Source organism: Bacillus multifaciens (assembly GCF_030756675.1).
Taxonomy (GTDB): Bacteria; Bacillota; Bacilli; order Bacillales; family Bacillaceae_G; genus Bacillus_A; species Bacillus_A multifaciens.
In genome coordinates this window covers 79,897-100,285 of record NZ_JAVBXD010000002.1, presented here as the reverse complement: position 1 = coordinate 100,285, position 20,389 = coordinate 79,897, and the positions used below count along the sequence as shown (strand labels likewise).

Genomic DNA, 20,389 nt, shown 5'->3' with positions numbered 1-20,389 from the left:
CGATTTTTCAACTTGTATATACCTTTATCCGTCAAACTAAATCGCATCCTCTTTCTCAATGTCTCGAATTGCCAAGTAGGCAATTATCATTCCAATAGCTGCAAGGATGAGTTGAATAGGTATAATCATGACTACTGGAAACCCTGGATTATAAGAACAAGCAAATGAAACGACAAATAATGATGATACAATTGTGACAGGAACAGAATGCTTACGCATCCCAAAATATAGTGGAATTAAACTTGTACCTGCAGCAGCGATTGCAAATGGAATCATATTGATCGCTTGCTGCATCCAGTCCGTAAATGTGATCGAGTATGATATAAACGAAAAATATCCATGTAAAACGAAGACAGCACCTGTAACAACCGTATTAGATAACCAAATTGTTATAAATGTGAGTATAGCGATAATGGTTAATTTACTCGCAATGATTTTCTTCCGCTTAATTGGATAAGAAAACATGAGCATGATTGTCTTATTTTTATATTCTTCAATTACTAATTGCGCAAGTAAAACCGCCGCAAACACAATAAATGTTGCCCGCACCATTGTCCCTATCAATAAAAAAGCATCATCAGCATTTGTCATAATTACATCCTTTTCTACTTCCTGAATATAGTTCATGGAAACGAATAAGGCCGTAATTATGATATTGGCAATGAGCGCTCCTTTTATATACCAACCAAATTTAAATTTCTTCATTTCTAGCTTCATGAGGTGTAGCATAATGGCCTCTCCTCCTAGTTCGCTTAATTTATTTAAACAAATCCACTTGCTCTATTTTTCTTACGGTCATATAGGCAATCAATAGTCCAACACAAGCTAATATAATCGGAATGAAAACAATATCGTACAATGAAGAATTGCCACTTAAGCTAGAGGTTAGTAATGACATAATAATAACCCCAGATACAATTGTTGTCCGTACTGAATACTTTTTCATACCAAAATATAAAGGAATTAAACTAATCCCTGTCGCTGCTATAGCATTCATTAATAATTTAGATGCATTTTGCAAAAGAATCGTCATCGTTAACGGCTCTGTTATGACTGAATAATATACATTTAGTACATAAAAGAAACTAAAAATGACAATGTCACAAATAACAATCGACAGAAATGTAAAAATCATAATAATGAACAATTTTGCAATCATCATTTTTTTTCGATTAATCGGATACATAAACATGACCGTCATTGTCTTTTCTGTAAATTCTTGAATAATAAATTTAGCAATTAAACTTGCACCAAATATCATAAATGTTGCTTTCACAAAAATATCAATAAACCGAAAAGCATCATCGTAACTTTTAAATTCTCCATCAAGCATGATTAATGTAACGAAACCTAGCATAACAAGAAGCGCTATAAAGGCTCCTTTCATGACTGGCCATAATTTGAATTTAACAAGTTCTAACCTTATTAAATTAAGCATGGATTCCCTCTCCATTCATAAGATTTAAGAAGTACTCTTCCAATGAACTATGCTTTTTATTGATACTCTCAATTGCTATATCATTCATAATTAGAGTTTTCGAAATGGCTTGCTGCGTCGCGGTCATATCATAAATACGAATCATATTTTCACTCATAATTTTATAATTTGTCAGACGTAGTTTATTTTCTAACATATAAGCTGCTCGTTTCACATCTTGAACAGTGACTTCGATATACTCCGTTTGTTGTCCATTAATGCTTTTCATCGAAACTTCTTTTATTAGTTTTCCATTTTGAATGACACCAATTGTATCTGCCATTTGTTCCATTTCACCTAGAATGTGGCTAGACACTAACAGCGTAATTCCATATTCCTTACAAAGCAGTTTAAATAATTCTCGTAACTCTTTAATGCCGATCGGATCTAAACCGTTAATCGGTTCATCTAAAATTAACAACTCTGGTTTTGTTGTAATCGCTCTTGCAATTCCTAATCGCTGTTTCATCCCAAGTGAAAAATCTTTGACTTGCTTATCATCAACATTGTGTAAGTTTACAAGGTCTAAAGCTCGGTCAATTGCCTTCTTGTCATAGTACCCCATATATTCGCAGTGTAAATTCAAATTTTCTTTAGCTGTTAGTTTTTCATAAAAGATTGGATATTCAATAATTGTCCCCATTCGCTTTAACACTTCATATGAAGTATTTGTTAATTTCTCACCGAAAATCTCAATCTCACCGCTCGTCGGTTTAATTAAATTCGTGATCATTTTCATAATCGTGGTTTTACCAGCACCGTTTGGCCCTAGAAACCCATATATTTCACCTTGTTTCACATGCATATTTACGTTAGAAATCACTTCTTTACCTTGAAACACTTTTGTTAATTGATTTGTTTTCAATACGTACGTCATCTTTCATTCCCCTTTCGTGCCCGTTCTATATTTATATAATAAGAAATGAAATTTTCTTTTTTCTTACCTATTTCTTACAAATCCCTTAAGTTAAAAAAGCTTGTAGAATTGCTCTTTCTACAAGCTAAAAATTGATTCTTCTTAACATAACTGTAAACACTGTTTTCTCATAAGGTGTACTAGACAGATGAATTTCTCCCCCTAATGCTTCTACAAGACGCTTCGTAATCGTAAGTCCAAGTCCGCTGCCTTGATACAAACGATTTCGTGAATCTTCTAATGTGTACATCCGTTCAAATACTTTATCGATATGAGATTCAGAGATGCCTTTTCCTTTATCCCATATGTCCACGTACACAAATTGCTCATCACTTCGCAGTGTAATCCCTAATGTTTTTCCGTCTCCCCCGTAAGCAATTGCGTTTGAAATTAAGTTATTCATAATTCTTCCGATAACTTCTGTATTCCCGTGTGCATATATCGGTGTTTCCGGTATATCGATATGAACGTCAAATCCTTGTGTTGTTAATAAATCATAAAATGATAGCATATGTTCCTGACAAATTTCATTCATATAGACCCGCGTCATTGCAATATCTTTATCGCCAGATTCTAATTTGGCAAGATCGAAAAATTTATGAATAAGATCTAGCACTTCTAACGTTTTCGTATGAACTTTTTCTAATAATACCTTCCGATCTTCTTCATTTATCGTTTCATCTACATTTAAAATTTCTACATAACCGAGAATAACAGTAAGCGGCGTCTTTAAATCATGCGAAATGTTAGAAAGCATCTTCCTCATAGAAATTTCCAGTTTTGAATGCTTCGCAATTGTTTTTTTCTTTTCGTCTAACAAATAATTGATTGCCACTAATAGTGACTTCAATTCTTTATCATCTGTCACAACTAATAAATTTTCACTCGTTTGCTTTTCCAAAATTGCGTGTAATTTTTCATATGTATAACGTAAATTCGCACTTCGACTTTTTCCCGTACGATATTGAAAATAAATGACACCAAGTAATAAAAAAATAATAGCCGTTAAAAATAAAACCATTCTATATCACTTCCAGCTTATAACCGATGCCCCACAATGTCTTAATGTACTGCGGCTGAGAGGGATCGTCTTCAATTTTTTCACGCAGCCTTCTCATATGCACATTAATGACATTCTCATCACCGTAATATTCTTCATTCCAAATTAAGCTATAAATTTGCGCCTTTGTAAACACGCGATTTGGATTGGTCGCAAATAGCTTTAAAAGCTCAAACTCTTTCGACGTAAGTTTAATAGCTTCGTCGTTTTTTTGAACGGTAAAATTAGCCGTATCAATTTTCAAATTCCCGATCTCAATCATGTCATCTTGTTTTTGCTGCGGAGCGGAATATGTAGTCGACCGGCGGATTCCAGCCTTCACCCGTGCCGATAACTCAATCATAGAAAACGGCTTACAAATATAATCATCGGCACCGAGTCCAAGTCCTAACGCCTTATCCAAATCCGTATCCTTTGCGGACATAATTAAAATCGGAACAGAGCTCTTTTTCCGAATCCTATTCATCACTTCTAAGCCGTCTATTTTAGGCATCATAATATCAAGAATAACTAAATCAAACTGATCTTGTGAAAATTTAGCAAGCCCTTCCTCTCCATCTGAAGCTACCGCTACAACAAATCCCTCTTTTGTTAAATACCCATTCACCATTTCTTGAATAGATACATCGTCTTCTACTAATAAAATTTTATGTTGCACACCATCACCCGTTTTCTTGAAAATTTATAATTATATTGTAATATGGTGGTTGAATTTGGTAAATACAATATACGGAGTGAATCACATACACATATAACCATGTTCATTTTTTATCCCGACTAACATGTAGCATCGTTCCTCGTTTCAATTTCTCATATATGAATACAATAACCTTCAAACGACTTTTATTTCCCGCAAAAAAACCGAAATATTCAATAATATTACAAATCGGACAAGCATACAAGCAAAAGGGACGCAATGGCATATAATTAAATTACATTCTAAAAGAAAGGAGTTTTATTATTCTTGTCAGCAAAACACTTTAATTCTTATGGGTATCCTGCTCCGGCTCCAAAGTATCCAAGGGAATCCACTTTATTTACAACAGGAGCTATATGGAGAAACCCCAATACCGATGTCGTGATCGTCACGCTTTTAAATGAGGATTACAACATGCCCCAAACCGTCACCGTATCCGTGTTAGATTGGCAAAATACGTGTAATCCTGCCGAGGTTGCCAAGTCTGCATATTTATGTGGACAAGTCGTCAATCCAACTTTAAACACCACACAAACGATTCAACCTCAGCAAGGCAACATCGTTACACCTGACAACGTTCAACCAATTTTTACACCGTTCACGTTTACAATTCCTCCTCGTAATCTTCTCGTGATTCACGCAGTTCTCCCAAATTCTTTTCAGCAACCAAGTCCTTGCTACGAAGTACTTGTGACCTCTCAATATGGACCTGCCAAATCTATCATCACGAACACATTTGGAGTCAATGCTGCGGGTGTTCCGCAAGAAGGAAATACAGTCTTGCATGATCAATTTTCACCTACTCCTGTCACCTCATATGGTCTCCCTCACTATCCTTACGCTCCTCTTAGCCCTATTACTCCATAAAGGAATATATCATCTACAATTTAGGAGATACGAGCAAAAAGCCCCTTCAGTTCATACACTGAAGGGGCTTTTTGTTTTAACTCATTTCCTCGTTACCACCAATTCCTACACCATAGTCAATCAGAATTAACAATTATTACTTTAATTAACTAAATCATCCTAATCTCTATTGACAATGATAATGATTTTCATTATCATTAATAAAAGATACGATTTGAAGTTACTAATTTAAAATATGACTTTATAAAGTGAAACTTCCATCAGTGGAGAGTTTTTTCATCTCCCACTGATGGTCAGCCCCCACCTATCTTCCTAAGAAATGCGAAAGTGGCTCGTTCAGAATGTGAGGAGGATGGAGCTTCTGACATAGAGGTGCTTTTTACCTCGTAGGAGGAAGCGAAGCCACCGAACATTCTAGCCATTGGAGCTGGACAACGATTCTCTCTGAATCTTGAGGTGGGGGTCTTACTGCCAGTTAATGCGGGATAAATAGATTGCTAGGAGGAATTACTAATGATTATTGTGACAAATACTTCAAAGATTACGAAAGGGGATGCTCAAAAATTAATTGAGCGTTTCAATAAAGTAGGTAAAGTGGAAACTATGCCTGGCTTTTTAGGATTAGAAGTTCTTTTAACTGAAAATACGGTTGATTATGATGAGGTTACCATTAGCACTCGCTGGAATGCGAAGGAAGATTTCCAAGGCTGGACACGCAGTGATGCATTTAAAGATGCTCATTCACATCGCGGAGGTTTACCAGAGTATATTATTGAAAATAAAATTTCCTTCTATGATGTAAAAATTGTTCGTATGCCAATTGCAGCTGCTCAATAAACTGTTTGATTGTACCTTCCTTATTTTGAGGTATAAAAGCGAAAGAAGTTATATATCTTCTTTCACTTTTATACCTTCTTTTTTATGCTCAATGCTGTTTCATCAACTTCGCGTGCAAAACTAATCTTCCCGCTGTTGAATGGACGGCATAATCACATGTAGACAACGTAATAATTTGATCGTCTGCTGTTACTGTTGTATTTGATTTATATAGAGATTTCTCTTGAATATTTTGTAAGAAGTTTGCATATTCATCATCATTTGCAAAATCAGTTTGTATGTAATAAAAATCTGTCGTTGTTGTATAAATAGAGAAAACTTCAACATCATATCCTTCATATAACGTGTCATAATAAAATTTTGGATGAGACTTAAAAAAATCTTCATCTAAAAACTTTTTTAGGTTTCCGAACATAGAACCATCTTTCATACGATGACCGTATAAGATTGTATTTTGATTTGACGAAGATACTTGATTACGATAATCCATGAAGATACTTCCGGCTCTCATATCTTCTTTTTTATAATTTCGATATAAATAGTAGTCATTATCTTTCGCCTGAACAATTGGATAGTTAATATGTGTATCGTCAACCGTCACCCATCCAACTATTTCAGGATTAATCTCACGTAAGCTATTAAACTGAGAACGGATTTTCCCTTCTGTACTGTTCGTTTCTCCTTCATTTCTATGATAGATTGCTTGTGCTTCTGCCATTACTTTTCGATTTTCATAATAATCCATGAAAATACCGCCTAGTTCATAGATCGAGTAAAAAAATATCCCTAAAAAAATAATAGTAAGCAATCTTTGAAACATCGTAGTTTTTCTATTCTTGTTCAAGTTATCACCTCAAAACGAATTGCAATGATAGAAATCCGCTTTTTAAATTCCCATTGGAACCATATACAATCCCGTATCTTCATCATGTTTTACAACAACATCAACACCATAAATTGTTTTAATCATATCTTCTGTAATCACATCATTTGGCGTACCTTTCATAACAATTTCTCCATCTTTCATCACAATAATATGATCGCTGTACCGAATCGCTTGGTTAATGTCGTGTAATACCATTACAATGGTCAGTCCATACACTTCATTTAACTCTTTAATTAATTCTAATATTTCAAGCTGATAGTAAATATCCAAGTACGTAGTTGGTTCGTCTAAGAAAAGCATCGGTGTACTTTGGGCTAATGTCATTGCAATCCACACACGCTGCCTTTCTCCTCCAGACAATGAATCGATTGTCATATTGCGTTTTGCTTGAAGATTTGTACAAGTTAATGCTCGTTCAATTGCTTCCATATCCTCTTCAGTTTGCTGAGAGAATAAGCTTTTATGGGGCATACGACCAAAACTTGTTAATTTTTCAACTGTAATATCTGAAGGTGCTTCGTTATGCTGATGAACAACAGCTAATTTACGAGCAAATTCTTTCGGTTTATATTGACTAATGGTTTCCCCATCTAATATAACTTCACCGCTGCGGGGCATATAATTTCGAGACATTACACCAAGCAGCGTAGACTTCCCACAACCATTCGGACCGATAATAGTCGTGATCTTCCCAATCTCAATCTTACTATTTACAGATTTTAAACGATCTGTCTTATCGTCATACGAAAAGGTTACATTTTTAATTTCCATGGATTCGATCACTCTTTCTAAGTAAAAATATGAGGAATGGTCCGCCAATTATAGCCATAATTGTCGCTGCTGGAATCTCATTAGGCGGTACAATCATACGACCGATTGTATCTGCTGATAAAATTAATAAGGCCCCTGCAAGTGCTGAAAATGGAATGAGTACCTTATGGTCTGAACCGACAAATTGCCGTGAGATATGTGGAATAAGGAGACCGACAAAGGCAATTACACCTGCAATAGCGGTTGATACAGCTGCTAATAAAACAGCTATGACAGAAATGATAAGACGGACTCTCGTTACGTGAAGCCCTAAATTTTTTGCCGTTTTATCTTGTAGTGATAAAAGATTACACCACGCCCCCAGAAATAGTGCTAAAATGAGGCCGATAGATCCATATGTAACAATTACTTCTACGTCGCTCCACGTTTTCATCGTGATATTCGATGTTGTTGTCTGTTTTATACTTTTAATAAAATAGCCGCAAATCGTAACAAATGATTCATTTAATCCTGTAAACATCGCATTAATTGCAATCCCGATTAAAATAATGCGTAGTGGACTCAGGCCTGATTTCCAAGAAAATGAATACACAAGGTAACAAGCAAACGCCCCGCCTAAAAAAGCAAATAACGGTGTCCAGAAAAATAGTTGTGGAAACAGCGTAATAATGACAAGTGTCATAAAGCTAGCTCCTGAGGATATCCCGATGACCCCAGCATCTGCAAGTGGATTTTTCATGACAGCTTGGAAAAGTACACCTGAAACAGCAAGTGCTGCTCCTGTAAAAATTGCAATAATAATACGCGGCAACCTCAAGTCTTTAATTACTTCTACATCTTCATTTGTTCCTGTAAATAAACCTTGTATTAAATCAATAACGCCTACTTCTAAGCTTCCTTTCACCGCTGACACAATTGTCATTCCGATAAGTAAAGTAATTACGATAAAAAAGCTCCAAAACTTTTTATTCATTGTAATCTTCCTTTATTGATGGATACATCATTTTCTTTAGTTCATCCAACGCTTCCGTAGCTGCTAGATTTCCTGTTGTTCCAAATAAGCGTTCTTCTAAATCATAAACTCTATCATTCTTTACTGCTGCAAAATGCTTCCAAATGTCATTTGTTTTAAATTCTTTATCAAACATTTTTACAACTTCATCCGGCATACCGTGAGCGGCTCTTAAAATAATATCTGGATCAGCCTTTTTTAAGTATTCTGTATTGGAAGCTAAATATTCTACCTTCTCACCTTGTACAATATTTTTTCCACCTAATTGCTTCACAAGATCACCAATATACGAATGCTCTGTTGCAACTAAATAGCTGCCGGGTACCCCTAGTAAAATAAGAACAGTTGGTGACTTCTTCCCTTTTACTTGTTTTTGTATGTCCGCTACTTTTTTATCAAACTTCGCCACAACTGCTTCCGCTTGCTGCTGGCGATCATATTTCTTCCCTAAATCAGTAATGGTATTTTGCATATTTTTAAGGCTTGATAAATTTAAGAAACTTGCTTTTATACCCGTTTCGTTAAAAACTGGTTTTAACTCGTATTCAAGCGTTGTTACCGATAACACTTCTGTCGGTTTCATTGATTTTACTTTTTCCATATCAGGGCTCATCGGATTTCCGATTTCCGGAAGCCCTTTATAGCGCTTTGGTAACGTTTTATAACTCGTTGGAACACCAATTAACTCTACTTCTAAAGCGGCCATAATTTCTGTCACGGCAACAGTCGTTGCAATGACGCGCTGATCATCCTTAGTCACTTTTTTTGCCGTTTCCTTTTTAGGTGATGAACAGCCTGCTATGCCGCATAAAAGCAAAACAATCATAAACATACTTGCGATTTTCTTCACTTTCGATCATCGCTCCTTTCTAGACAAAACACGAATACAAGTAAGTCTTGATACACGCTTTTGTGTATCAAGACTTATAAAAATTACAATCTACCAGCTCTATATTTACGAACTAACAGAACAAATGAACCAAGTAACAATGCTGCATATAAGCCCATTTGTGCTGTATCTGCCGTTTTCGCATTTTGTTCTTTTTTCACTCCATTATTTGTATTTGAAGTTTGTTTTTTACCATCAGCATTCCGATTAAAATTAGGAGTTTCCGTGTTACCTCCTAGCGGTGTTGGCGTTACCATCGGGTTGCTTATCACTGGAGATTTTACAGTTGTTCCTAATGCTGCAATGCTTGCTGGATCAAATTGAATTTGAACGTCGTAAAAATGATGATAATTCATAGAATCAATATCTACTTTTACTTTTGTATTCAACTTTTTAAATACGTCATCTACATCAAATTCAACAACTCGCGTATCTGCACTCTTATTTTCAATTAACACTTTTGCATCAGCAAATGCACCGTTCTTTTCCGTTTGGAATTTTGTAATCCATGCACTATTTTTTAATGTCATAGCAACAGATTTCTTACCATTTTTCACGGTTAACTTTGCAGGACTGACAACATATTGATTCATCATCGAGATTTCATCTGCTTTATCTTTCAACACTTTAAAAGCGATATCATATTCACCGTCTTTTAAATTTTTTGGATCAATTGCCTGGTTTTGATTTCCACCTTGATTCTTGTCTCCGCCTTGGTTCTTATCTCCATCTTGGTTCTTGTCTCCGTCTTGGTTCTTGTCTCCGTCTTGGTTCTTGTCTCCGTCTTGGTTCTTGTCTCCGTCTTGGTTCTTATCTCCATCTTGGTTCTTGTCTCCGTCTTGGTTCTTGTCTCCGCCTTGGTTACCTACAGGTTTTACACTATCCTTATCAAATGCAAATTGAATATCGTAGAAATGATGATAATTCATAGAATCGATATCTACTTTTACTTTTGCATTTAATTTTTTTGATAGATCATCTATTTCTATCTCTATTACTCTTGTATCTTTCTCTTTATCTTCACTTAACACTTTTGCATCAACAAACGCATTGTTCTTTTCAAACTCAAATTCTGTGATCCATGAACTATTTGTCAGTGTAAACGATACATATTTCTTTCCATCTTTCACTTTCAATGTTCCTGGACTTTGTGTATATGTGTTCATCATTGAAATTTCGTCTGTTTTATCTTTTAACACTTTAAAAGCGATACTGTACTCGCCATCTTTTATTGTGTTAAAATTATTTTGTTGACCTTGGTCTGGCTTTTGGTCGGGCTTTTGACCTTGGTCTGGTTTTTCATTTGGATCTGGCTTAGTAGCTGGGTCCTTTTGTTCATCTGGATTTTTTGTTTCTTCTAGTTTTGTTACTTTAATTGCTTTTATACTTGCTGAATCAAATTGAATTTGAACATCATAAAAATGGTGATAATTCATAGCATCAATATCTACTTTTACTTTTGCATTTAGCTTTTGTTGTAAATCGTCTACGTCAAATTCAATAACTCGCGTGTCTGTACTCTTATCTTCACTTAACACTTTTGCATCAGCAAATACACCGTTCTTTTCTGTTTGAAACTTTGTAATCCACGAACTATTTTTTAATGTAAAAGAGACCTTTTTCTTTCCGGCTTTTACTTTCAGAGTCCCTGGACTAACAGAATACTGATTCATCATTGATTCTTCGTTTGTTTTATCCTTTAATACTTTGAATGCAATAGAATACTCACCATCAGCTAATTGTGTCGCTGCTTGTGCGCTTAAGGGCTTCAAAGTTGTTAAACATGTAAATATCGTTAAAAACATTGCGATAACGATTTTAAAGTACCTACTCAATGAAATTCCGCTCCTTCTATTTGATTTTTATGGAACTTCCTACTCTTATTTACTAGCTACAATGCTATTTACATCAAATCCAATTCGAATATCGTATGAAGCATTGTAATTAATGATTGGAATATTAATCTTTACCTTGCTATTTAACAGCTTTGATAAATCTTTCACTTCAAACTCTACGATTCTCGTATTCTCTTTTTTATTCTCACTTAATACAGTTGTATCTACTAGCTGACCATCTTTTTCTACCTGAAACCCTTTAATTGATGAACTATCTTTCAATTTAAAAGAAACATATTGTTTTCCACCCTTAACAGTTAATACAGCAGGACTTTCAAAATAGCTTCCCATTCTAGAAATCTCATCTTTATCGCCTTTCCATACTGTAAAGGCAATATTATATTTTCCATCAGCTAATTTTGTAGCTGCTTGTGCCTGATGAGAACCTAATGTAGCCATAAATGTAAACATTACCGCAAAAACAGCAATTACCATTTTAAGTTTTTTAAACATACATTTTCCACTCCTTCTCATGAATACATCGTTATTTGTTAAATTTCACTTTTCGAACTAAAAACAAAGTTGAAACAAGAAGCATCGCAACGAGCACTACAATATTTGTGTTGTCTCCTGTTTGTGGATTTGCTGTTTTCTCAGCATTTCCTTTCGATTTGTCAGTTGCTGCCTCTTTATTTTTCTCTTCTTTTGGAGCATCCACTTTTGTCCCTGCTGCCACGTTTCCACCACTTATTGCTTTTACATTTGCATCAAACGCAAAACGAATTGTATAGTGATGATCATAATTTGCAGATGGTACAACAACATGAATTTTTGCAGCTAACGGTTTTGAGAGATCATCTACTTTAAACTCTACTGTTCTTTTATCAGCCCCAGCATCAGAGCTCACTACTTTTGCATCAACATAGCCGCCATTTTGAGGTGCTTTAAATTCCGTAATCCATGTACTATGATTCATCGGAACTTGTACATTCATTTCTCCATTTTTTACGATTAACTTAGCTGGTTTTTCAAAGTAATCATTGGCCATAGAAGCTGAATCATCTTCTGCTTTTTTGATGACATAGCTAATATCGTAGGTACCATCAGCAAGTTCCGCTGAAGCTTGCGGGGTTGGTGCTACGAGAAAAGTAATCATATATACAAGTGTTACAATAAATGCTGGTAATGCAAAAAACTTTTTCATTTTGATTACGTTCTCCTTTTCAAACTTTGTTATGGAATTTTCTCATCAAACGGTTACACGATAATGATAATTATTCTCATCGTATATGAAAAAAAATAATCTTTTCTCACACTATCTTGACAGGACACATTTCCTAACAAAAGATATGCACACACACAAATGATTATCATTCTCAATTGAACTTAAAAAAATAAACTCCCTATTCTATTTTTCTATCACCTCATTACCTAAACATACTATTACGTTTCTAACAACGCTCTTCTCTTATCTATCCCCCCTTTTATTTCCATATTTTTCACAACTACAACACAATCTTATCTTAATCATGAAAATTTTGTCAACTACATTATGTATGAAATTTCATCTGTATAGTTTCTTCATTTCTAATCTCAACAATGATATGATAGTATTTACTATACAAAGTTATTATTCATAAAGGAGACTTTTCATGTCAGAAAATAAAAAAGTAAGCCTAGCCGATTTAATGCGTGAGCAACTTGCGAAGAAAAAGCAAGGAAATGACAACGGATCAAATGCTAAAAATCAAAATCAAGCAACGAAGAAGCTGCAAAATCAACAAACGAAGAAACCAAACAATCAACGCAGACGCACAGGTGTATAAATGAACGGACAGAAACGCGCAAATATATCGCCTGGTCTCGAAGTTGACATTGTTCTAAAGCAAGATCAGCGGACAGGGAAATTAACAAGAGGGATTGTGAAAGACATTTTGACAAACTCACCTTCTCATCCGCACGGCATCAAAGTACGTTTACATGACGGACAAGTTGGTCGTGTACAGCACATTGTACAATAGAAAGAGGAGCTCATTTTATACTTGAGCTCCTTTTTCCAATACTTTTTATCACCGATACATAAACCCATTTTGACTTTTCAACATATAAGTCGCTAGTATACAGAATCTGACCTGCACTTGCTTTCTCTCTTTGTTTTAAACCTTGCACATGGCAGGAAATTCTACACACGACCAGGTACTCTTGGCCACCTAAAAAGAAAGAGGTCTTTATTTTATCTTCTTAATGAACACAACTTTTAAATAATCACCTTCTGGAAACTGCGAAATAGTCCGGAAGTCCTCTGGCAATGAATGTTCTTCTAATACTTTATACTTGCCGTTCATTTCTTTAAATGCCGTATCAATAAATCCTTTAAACTTTTTCATACCGAAAGCACTGCAATTTGTCGAAGCGACAATAATACCGTTATTTTCTGTAATCGCAATTGCTTCTTTTAATAAGTTTTTATAATCTTTTGCGGCGCTAAATGTATATTTTTTTGAACGCGCAAAGCTTGGTGGGTCCAGAATGACCATATCAAACTTCAGCGCTTTTTTTACTGCATATTTGAAATAGTGAAATACGTCTTCTACAATAATATCTTGCGCTTCGTAATCAACGCCGTTTACACTAAATTGCTCAATTGTTTTACTTAAGCTGCGGTTCGCAAGGTCTACACTTGTCGTTTTTGCTGCTCCGCCAAGTGCTGCAAAGACAGAAAACGCACCTGTGTAGGAGAACATATTCAAGACTGTCTTGCCATTTGCATATTTGTCACGAATTTGCTTTCTTACATTACGTTGATCTAAAAAGACACCAACCATTGCTCCGTCATTTAAATATACCGCAAAGTTAACACCATTCTCTTTGACGATAATCGGAAACTCGCCGCGTTCTCCTGTTACGAAATCGTCTTCTTCAATATATTGACCTTTCGTATCAAAGCGCTTTTTCTGATAGATCGCTTTAAATGTAGTCACATTCTGTAAGGATTCGATAATCTCTTTACTAAATTGATAAATGCCTTCGCTATACCAGCTAATCACGTAATACCCAGCATAGTAATCAATGATTAAGCCGCCGATTCCATCACCTTCACCATTGAATACGCGAAATGCGGTTGTATCTGGATCCTCATAAAAGTTTTTACGTTTACTTAAAGCAGATTTAAGCTTCTTTTCAAAGAAGGCTTGGTCAATTTGTTCTTGTTCGTTTCTTGTTAAAATCCAGCCATATCCCTTATTTTGTTTACCGTAATATCCTGTACCAATAAACTTATTTTTGTCATCCACAAGTTTTACGATTGTACCTTCTGTATTTACATCATGTAAATTGATAATCGCTTCTTTCGAAATAAGTGGATAGCCACTTTTTAATTCGTTTATGTATTTCGTCTTAATCTTTAATACAACTTCTGTCTTCATTCTATATCCTACCTTTCCATTCCAATGCTTTCTAGCTATTACGAAAGGCCCTATACGAAGTCAGAAGTTTTGTAACAACTTTTCTTATGTATGAAACCACTCTATGTTAGAAGCAAAGAAATAGGGCCGTTTATTTAGTATCGTCCGTAAAGTGAAACTTCCATCAGTGATGATTTTCTCACTGCTAGAAAGCTCTCAGCAATCGGGCTTTTACGGGCAGTTTTCTTCCCCGTAATGCCCTTGCCTTTACTGACCGCGAATAGCGGGATAAACGGTCCTTTTTATTTTTTTATCCACACAACAAGCTCTTACCCTTTTTTATGAAAAAAATTAGGTGTAAGTACTTGATTTGGATAAGGCTTATGATAAATGTGCGTCGCTGCAGGAGATATAGGCGGAATTAACCATACCCAGTTTCCTGTGACTAAACGGCCGCATGCTGCTTCTTGTTTTTCAAATTGACTGAACTGCTGCGCCGCTGTATGGTGATCTACAATGGTTATTCCTTGTTTTTTGAAAGAGTGTAAAACAGCTACATTTAATTCTATTAATGCTTTATCTTTCCAAAGTGTACTGTTTCTTGACGTATCTAATCCCATCATCTCCGCAATAGCTGGAAGCAGATTATAACGATCTTGATCAGCTAAGTTGCGTGCACCGATTTCTGTTCCCATATACCAGCCATTAAAAGGAGCAGCTGTATAAGAGATACCGCCAATTTCTAAACGCATATCAGAGATTATCGGAACACCGTACCATTTTGCTTCTAAAGCAGAAAAAGGATACTCTGGATGTTCTAGCGGCACTTCTTTTACATCTTCTGCTGGGATTGGCATATACACTGGCTCGTTTCCATCAATTGAAAATACGAGCGGCAGCACATCAAAATGTGTTCCTTGCCCACTCCAGCCAAGTTTTTGGCAAAATGATGAAAAGGATAGGGATTGAGAATCTCCGATTATGCCATGCTCGGTTTCATATCCTGCGTAGCGAATCAATTGATGATTATAAATTTGAATTTGATTTTGCTCATTTTGATATTGTTTAAAAATAGTAATCGTAGGTAGAATTTTTCCATCGTTTGTTGCATATTGAATATGATGAAGCAACGCCTCGTACAGACCTTCTGCATCATTTACATCACGCGCATCTAAAACATGCAGTTTATTCCAAAACAGACGACCGATGCAGCGATTACTATTTCTCCACGCCATTCGCGCTCCGTGAACAAGCTCTTCAAAAGTATGTTCATACGTTCCTGTCATTTGTATTTCAGATTCAATTTGTGATAATCTATCTTGAATTTCATGAGATTTTTCTAGTTCGTTGTAGCAATCTGTAATAAAATTAGTTGCTTCCTCTAATAGTTTTTTCGTTGTAATCATAGCGTCACCTTCTATTCTTGTATAACATTCTCTATTATACATAACATCTTCTACTCGTGCCTAGAAAACAGCCAATGAAAAAGAACACCAAAAGTGGTGTCCTCTCCCTTATTTCGCAAAAAACAGCAAATATATAACCCCAATAATAAAAAACGTTCCGCAACAAGCTAACAATACTTTTGCAAGTTTGTCCATAAACATAGCCGTTTCCCCTTTGCTTCGTTTCCTATTTCAGTTCTACAACTGTCACGCCAAGGCCGCCTTCGCCCATATCACCATAACGGAAGCTTTTCACGCCGCGATGTTTTTTCAAGTAATCTTGTACACCTTGACGCAGTGCCCCGGTTCCTTTCCCGTGAATAATCGAAACACGCGGATAGCTCGCAAGCTGCGCATCATCTAAGTACTTTTCTACACGTGCTAGCGCATCTTCAAAACGTTCGCCGCGAAGATCAAGTTCCAATGAAACGTGATAGTCTCTTCCTTTTACTGCTGTCACTGCTTTTTTCTCAACAGGATTTGGCGTATTAATGTATTCCATATCGGACTCTTTCACTTTCATCTTCAAAATTCCGATCTGGACGTTCCATTCGTTGTCGCTTACTTTTTTCAGAAGCTGACCTTTTTGACCGAACGTTAATACTTTTACTTCGTCGCCTGGTCTTAATACTTGTTTTGGTGCTGTGTTTTTCACTTTTGTTTGTTGTTTTTTCACAAGCTCCGGCGCTGCCCCTGCCAAGCGGCTTTTCGCTTCAATAAGCTCATGATCTTTAATATCAGCAAGCTTTGCTTTTCGCAATTGACGAAGTTCACGAATAATTTCTTCCGCTTCTTTCTTCGCCAATTCAACTTTTTCTTCGCCTTCTTTTTGTGCTTTTAGTAATCTTTCATCACGTTCTTCGTTAAATTCGATAATTTGACGCTGCAATTCTTTATGAAGCTTTTCAGATTGCTTACGAAGCTCTTCTGCTTCATTCCATTCACGCTCAGCGTTCTTTTGACTTTCTTCAAGCTTCGCTATCATATTTTCTACTTTATTTGATTCTGTACTAATATGACCACGAGCACGGTCAATTACACGGTCAGATAATCCAAGACGTTTTGAAATTTCAAAAGCGTTGCTTCGCCCTGGTACACCGATTAACAATTTATACGTTGGGCTTAATGTGTTTACATCAAACTCCACACTTGCATTAATAACTTGTTCACGATTATAGCCGTATGCTTTTAACTCAGGGTAATGCGTCGTTGCCACAACGCGTGCACCGCGGTTATACACTTCATCTAAAATGGAAATCGCAAGTGCAGCCCCTTCTTGCGGATCTGTCCCTGCTCCTAATTCATCAAACAATACTAAGCTTTCAAAGTCAGCTTGTTCTAAAATGTCAACAATGTTTACCATGTGAGAGGAGAATGTACTTAAGCTTTGCTCAATGGATTGCTCATCACCGATATCAGCAAACACATTTTTAAACACACAAATTTCGGACTCATCTAAAACAGGAATGTGCAAACCAGATTGCGCCATTAAAATACAAATCCCTACCGTTTTTAATGTAACGGTTTTACCTCCTGTATTCGGTCCAGTAATAACAATTGTTGTAAAGTCTTTTCCAAGCACAATATCGTTTGGCACAACAACTTTCGGATCAATAAGCGGATGACGCGCTTGGCGTAAGTTCATATAACGCTCATTGTTCAAAATTGGCTTTGTTGCTTTTAATCGTTTTGCATAGAAAGCTTTTGCGAAAATAAAATCAAGCTCTGCCACAACATCGACGTTTTCTAAAATAATATCAGCCTCAGTTGCTACTTCTTCTGTTAACATCATTAAAATGCGTTCTACTTCTTGTTTTTCTTTCACGCGCGCTTCTTGCAGTGCGTTATTCAGTTCTACAATGACTTGCGGCTCGATAAATAATGTTTGGCCAGAAGCAGATTGGTCATGAACGATACCACCATATACACCGCGGTATTCTTGTTTAACTGGAATTACATAGCGATCGTTACGAATCGTTACGATTGCATCTGACAACATCTTCTGTGCGTTTGAAGAACGCGTCATATTTTCCAACTTTTCACGAATGCGACTTTCCGCTGTACGAATTTGCTGGCGAATACCACGTAGCTTTTCACTCGCACTATCAACTACTTCTCCGCCATCACTAATACAATTTGTAATTTTCTTTTCTAAATCATATAAAGATATAATGCGTGCTACATACGTATCTAAAATCGGCAGTTCCACACCATTTTCAATCATATCTTCAATAAATCGTTTCATCTGGCGGCTGCCATACATCGTACTTGCAATATCTAAAAGTTCATGCGGACTTAGCATACTACCAATTTTCGCACGCTTTACATTTGGACGAATATCAAAAATCCCGCCAAGCGGCACATGCCCTTTTAAACGTATGACCTTCGCAGCTTCATCTGTTGTTTCCTGCATTTTTACCACTTCTTCGTAATCTGTGCTTGGCACAAGCCCTTTTACTTTATCTCGTCCAAGTGAAGAAGCAATGTGTTCCAGCAATTGTTCTTTTACTTTTTCATATTCTAATACACGCAACGTTCTTTCTAACATAGTTGCACGTCCCCCTTGTGTTACTTATTACGCTTAATATAATCTAATAAACGTTCAATATCCCACGTATTAATAACGGTATCTTTTTGAATCCAACCTTTGCGGGCAGCTGCAGTGCCAATTTCCATATCCTCTAACATTTCAAGCGTATGAGCATCTGTATTAATGGCGATTTTCACACCCGCATCTTGCGCTTGCTTTAGCAGCTTCGCACTTAAGTCTAAACGGTTTGGATTTGCATTTAATTCAAGTACTGTATTTGTTTCTTTCGCAAGCTCAATTAATAAATCTGTATCGACATCATAGCCTTCGCGGCGACCAATTAAGCGGCCTGTCGGATGCGCAATCATTGTTACATGATGATTTTCAATTGCAGCGCGCAGGCGCTTCATAATTGTTTCACGGTCTTGTGAAAAACTAGAATGGATCGCCCCGATCACATAATCAAGCTCTGCTAATACGTCATCATCAAAATCAAGTGTTGCATCTGGTAAAATGTCCATTTCAATACCACGTAAAATAGTAATATCCGGATACTTTTCATTTATACGTTCAATTTCTTTGCCTTGTTCACGAAGGCGCTCTTTCGTTAATCCATTGGCCACTTTCAAATACTGCGAATGATCCGTAATCGCCATATACTTATATCCACGAGCACGGCATGCTTGTACCATTTCTTCAATAGCAAAAGCACCGTCACTCCACGTTGTATGCATATGTAAATCACCTTGAATATGAGAGAACTGAACGAAATTCGGATATTGCTCAATTAGATCAATCTCTTTTCCATCTTCACGTACTTCTGGTGGGATGAATGGAAGTCCAAAGTGTGCAAAAAATGCTTCTTCTGTTTCGAACGTCTGCACTTCTCCCGTTTCTAAGTTTTCAACACCGTATTCACTAATTTTCTCGCCCTTATCTTTGGCAATTTGGCGCATTCTTACATTATGGTCTTTTGAACCAGTGAAATGGTGAAGAGTAGTGATAAACTCTTCCGGCTTCACAAGACGGAAATCAATCGAAATATCATACTCATACTGAAGGCGTACGGAAACCTTTGTATCGCCGCTTGCGATTACTTCTATCATATTATCAAACTGCAGTAAATGCTCGCGCACCTTTTTTGGTTCTGTTGTCGCAATAATAAAATCCAAATCTTTCACTGTTTCACGAACGCGGCGCAAACTTCCCGCACGAGAATAGCGAATAATTTCTGGTATATTCGACAATTTCCTCTCTATTTCCCCGGCAATAGGAAGCACCATTGCTATCGGAAGACGTTCTGGCCTGGAACCAACCTGCGCGATTGCCTCTAGTATTTTCTCTTCCGTTTTCTTACCGAACCCAGCAAGTGCTTGAACTTGCTTTTCCTCGCAAGCTTTCTTTAATGTGTCCATATCTACAACACCAAGCTCTTTATATAACTTCGCAACCTTTTTTCCGCCAAGACCTGGTAATTTTAACAGCGGTAATAAACTGCTCGGCACTTCTTTTTCAAGCTCTGTAAGCACTTCTGATGTTCCAGCTTCAATATATTCTGCAATAACAGCCGCTGTTCCTTTTCCGATTCCTGGTATTTTCGTGAAATCTTCAATTTCCGAAAGGCTGCGATCGTCGCCTTCTAACGCTGCTGCCGCTTTACGAAATGCTGATATTTTAAAAGGATTTTCCCCTTTTAGTTCCATGAAAAGTGCAATCGTCTCAAGTAATTTAATCACTTGTTTTTTATTTACTTTCATTCTTCT

At 36.4% G+C, this 20,389-nt stretch carries 20 protein-coding genes; 4 read left to right on the top strand and 16 right to left on the bottom strand.

What is annotated here, in order from left to right; genetic code table 11:
- Positions 1-36: 36 nt before the first annotated feature.
- The 5 genes from Q9306_RS02215 to Q9306_RS02195 form a co-directional block, all read right to left on the bottom strand.
- Positions 37-729 carry an ABC transporter permease gene (locus tag Q9306_RS02215; RefSeq protein ID WP_306194836.1) on the bottom strand — a complete coding sequence of 231 codons (693 nt, stop codon included), beginning with the start codon at positions 727-729 and terminating at the stop codon, positions 37-39.
- Positions 730-757: 28 nt separating this feature from the next.
- Positions 758-1,438 carry an ABC transporter permease gene (locus tag Q9306_RS02210; protein WP_306194834.1) on the bottom strand — a complete coding sequence of 227 codons (681 nt, stop codon included), beginning with the start codon at positions 1,436-1,438 and terminating at the stop codon, positions 758-760.
- Complete coding sequence (locus tag Q9306_RS02205; protein WP_306194832.1) at positions 1,431-2,354, bottom strand: ABC transporter ATP-binding protein; 924 nt, start codon at positions 2,352-2,354, stop codon at positions 1,431-1,433. The genes Q9306_RS02210 and Q9306_RS02205 overlap by 8 nt, the downstream gene beginning before the upstream one ends.
- Before the next feature lie 124 nt (positions 2,355-2,478).
- Complete coding sequence (locus Q9306_RS02200) at positions 2,479-3,414, bottom strand: HAMP domain-containing histidine kinase (RefSeq protein ID WP_306194831.1); 936 nt, start codon at positions 3,412-3,414, stop codon at positions 2,479-2,481.
- Position 3,415: 1 nt separating this feature from the next.
- The gene (locus tag Q9306_RS02195) at positions 3,416-4,111 is read right to left on the bottom strand and encodes a response regulator transcription factor (protein WP_306194829.1); all 696 of its coding nucleotides are present in this window, start codon (positions 4,109-4,111) and stop codon (positions 3,416-3,418) included.
- 453 nt (positions 4,112-4,564) lie between these two features.
- On the opposite strand from Q9306_RS02195, the gene Q9306_RS02190 reads away from it, so the two are divergent.
- Entirely contained in the window at positions 4,565-5,017 is a 453-nt protein-coding gene (locus Q9306_RS02190) for a hypothetical protein (RefSeq protein WP_306194827.1), read from the top strand.
- Positions 5,018-5,530: 513 nt separating this feature from the next.
- Positions 5,531-5,854, top strand: coding sequence for a heme oxygenase (gene isdG, locus Q9306_RS02185; RefSeq protein ID WP_306194826.1), 324 nt, complete (start codon positions 5,531-5,533; stop codon positions 5,852-5,854).
- Between the two features lie 88 nt (positions 5,855-5,942).
- Here the strand turns inward: isdG and srtB are convergent, their stop codons facing one another.
- The 7 genes from srtB to isdC form a co-directional block, all read right to left on the bottom strand.
- A complete protein-coding gene (srtB, locus tag Q9306_RS02180; protein ID WP_306195159.1) occupies positions 5,943-6,674 on the bottom strand; it encodes a class B sortase in 732 nt (243 codons plus the stop codon).
- A 66-nt stretch (positions 6,675-6,740) separates the two neighbouring features.
- Complete coding sequence (locus Q9306_RS02175) at positions 6,741-7,511, bottom strand: ABC transporter ATP-binding protein (protein WP_306194824.1); 771 nt, start codon at positions 7,509-7,511, stop codon at positions 6,741-6,743.
- Entirely contained in the window at positions 7,501-8,484 is a 984-nt protein-coding gene (locus Q9306_RS02170; protein ID WP_306194822.1) for a FecCD family ABC transporter permease, read from the bottom strand. Before Q9306_RS02170 ends, Q9306_RS02175 begins: the two co-directional genes overlap by 11 nt.
- Positions 8,477-9,373: a heme ABC transporter substrate-binding protein IsdE gene (gene isdE / locus Q9306_RS02165; protein ID WP_306194820.1), complete on the bottom strand. Its 897-nt coding sequence runs from the start codon at positions 9,371-9,373 to the stop codon at positions 8,477-8,479. The genes Q9306_RS02170 and isdE overlap by 8 nt, the downstream gene beginning before the upstream one ends.
- 83 nt (positions 9,374-9,456) lie before the next feature.
- Positions 9,457-11,247, bottom strand: coding sequence for an NEAT domain-containing protein (locus Q9306_RS02160; protein ID WP_306194818.1), 1,791 nt, complete (start codon positions 11,245-11,247; stop codon positions 9,457-9,459).
- Positions 11,248-11,292: 45 nt separating this feature from the next.
- Complete coding sequence (locus tag Q9306_RS02155) at positions 11,293-11,760, bottom strand: NEAT domain-containing protein (protein WP_306194815.1); 468 nt, start codon at positions 11,758-11,760, stop codon at positions 11,293-11,295.
- Between the two features lie 31 nt (positions 11,761-11,791).
- Complete coding sequence (isdC, locus tag Q9306_RS02150) at positions 11,792-12,451, bottom strand: heme uptake protein IsdC (protein WP_306194813.1); 660 nt, start codon at positions 12,449-12,451, stop codon at positions 11,792-11,794.
- 448 nt (positions 12,452-12,899) lie between these two features.
- Here isdC and Q9306_RS02145 point away from each other — a divergent pair, with 448 nt between their 5' ends.
- On the top strand, positions 12,900-13,073 hold the full coding sequence (locus tag Q9306_RS02145; protein WP_306194811.1) for a hypothetical protein: 174 nt from the start codon (positions 12,900-12,902) through the stop codon (positions 13,071-13,073).
- Complete coding sequence (locus tag Q9306_RS02140; RefSeq protein ID WP_306194809.1) at positions 13,074-13,268, top strand: YwbE family protein; 195 nt, start codon at positions 13,074-13,076, stop codon at positions 13,266-13,268.
- 207 nt (positions 13,269-13,475) lie between these two features.
- Here Q9306_RS02140 and Q9306_RS02135 read toward each other — a convergent pair whose 3' ends face one another.
- From Q9306_RS02135 to polX, 4 genes are all read right to left on the bottom strand, one after another.
- Entirely contained in the window at positions 13,476-14,672 is a 1,197-nt protein-coding gene (locus Q9306_RS02135; protein ID WP_306194807.1) for a class I SAM-dependent rRNA methyltransferase, read from the bottom strand.
- Between the two features lie 308 nt (positions 14,673-14,980).
- Positions 14,981-16,057: a nitric oxide synthase oxygenase gene (locus Q9306_RS02130; RefSeq protein ID WP_306194805.1), complete on the bottom strand. Its 1,077-nt coding sequence runs from the start codon at positions 16,055-16,057 to the stop codon at positions 14,981-14,983.
- 226 nt (positions 16,058-16,283) lie between these two features.
- A complete protein-coding gene (locus Q9306_RS02125) occupies positions 16,284-18,644 on the bottom strand; it encodes an endonuclease MutS2 (protein WP_306194803.1) in 2,361 nt (786 codons plus the stop codon).
- A 20-nt stretch (positions 18,645-18,664) separates the two neighbouring features.
- On the bottom strand, positions 18,665-20,383 hold the full coding sequence (gene polX / locus Q9306_RS02120; RefSeq protein ID WP_306194801.1) for a DNA polymerase/3'-5' exonuclease PolX: 1,719 nt from the start codon (positions 20,381-20,383) through the stop codon (positions 18,665-18,667).
- Between the last annotated feature and the right edge of the window lie 6 nt (positions 20,384-20,389).

What these genes read in the sequence shown, in the direction of transcription:
- polX (WP_306194801.1), bottom strand. Translation starts at nt 20,383, where the DNA reads ATGAAAGTAAATAAAAAACAAGTGATTAAATTACTTGAGACGATTGCA.
- Q9306_RS02145 (WP_306194811.1), top strand. Translation starts at nt 12,900, where the DNA reads ATGTCAGAAAATAAAAAAGTAAGCCTAGCCGATTTAATGCGTGAGCAA.
- Q9306_RS02125 (WP_306194803.1), bottom strand. Translation starts at nt 18,644, where the DNA reads ATGTTAGAAAGAACGTTGCGTGTATTAGAATATGAAAAAGTAAAAGAA.
- isdC (WP_306194813.1), bottom strand. Translation starts at nt 12,451, where the DNA reads ATGAAAAAGTTTTTTGCATTACCAGCATTTATTGTAACACTTGTATAT.
- Q9306_RS02190 (WP_306194827.1), top strand. Translation starts at nt 4,565, where the DNA reads ATGCCCCAAACCGTCACCGTATCCGTGTTAGATTGGCAAAATACGTGT.
- Q9306_RS02175 (WP_306194824.1), bottom strand. Translation starts at nt 7,511, where the DNA reads ATGGAAATTAAAAATGTAACCTTTTCGTATGACGATAAGACAGATCGT.
- Q9306_RS02135 (WP_306194807.1), bottom strand. Translation starts at nt 14,672, where the DNA reads ATGAAGACAGAAGTTGTATTAAAGATTAAGACGAAATACATAAACGAA.
- isdG (WP_306194826.1), top strand. Translation starts at nt 5,531, where the DNA reads ATGATTATTGTGACAAATACTTCAAAGATTACGAAAGGGGATGCTCAA.
- Q9306_RS02130 (WP_306194805.1), bottom strand. Translation starts at nt 16,057, where the DNA reads ATGATTACAACGAAAAAACTATTAGAGGAAGCAACTAATTTTATTACA.
- Q9306_RS02205 (WP_306194832.1), bottom strand. Translation starts at nt 2,354, where the DNA reads ATGACGTACGTATTGAAAACAAATCAATTAACAAAAGTGTTTCAAGGT.
- srtB (WP_306195159.1), bottom strand. Translation starts at nt 6,674, where the DNA reads ATGTTTCAAAGATTGCTTACTATTATTTTTTTAGGGATATTTTTTTAC.
- Q9306_RS02170 (WP_306194822.1), bottom strand. Translation starts at nt 8,484, where the DNA reads ATGAATAAAAAGTTTTGGAGCTTTTTTATCGTAATTACTTTACTTATC.
- Q9306_RS02200 (WP_306194831.1), bottom strand. Translation starts at nt 3,414, where the DNA reads ATGGTTTTATTTTTAACGGCTATTATTTTTTTATTACTTGGTGTCATT.
- Q9306_RS02155 (WP_306194815.1), bottom strand. Translation starts at nt 11,760, where the DNA reads ATGTTTAAAAAACTTAAAATGGTAATTGCTGTTTTTGCGGTAATGTTT.
- Q9306_RS02215 (WP_306194836.1), bottom strand. Translation starts at nt 729, where the DNA reads ATGCTACACCTCATGAAGCTAGAAATGAAGAAATTTAAATTTGGTTGG.
- Q9306_RS02210 (WP_306194834.1), bottom strand. Translation starts at nt 1,438, where the DNA reads ATGCTTAATTTAATAAGGTTAGAACTTGTTAAATTCAAATTATGGCCA.
- Q9306_RS02140 (WP_306194809.1), top strand. Translation starts at nt 13,074, where the DNA reads ATGAACGGACAGAAACGCGCAAATATATCGCCTGGTCTCGAAGTTGAC.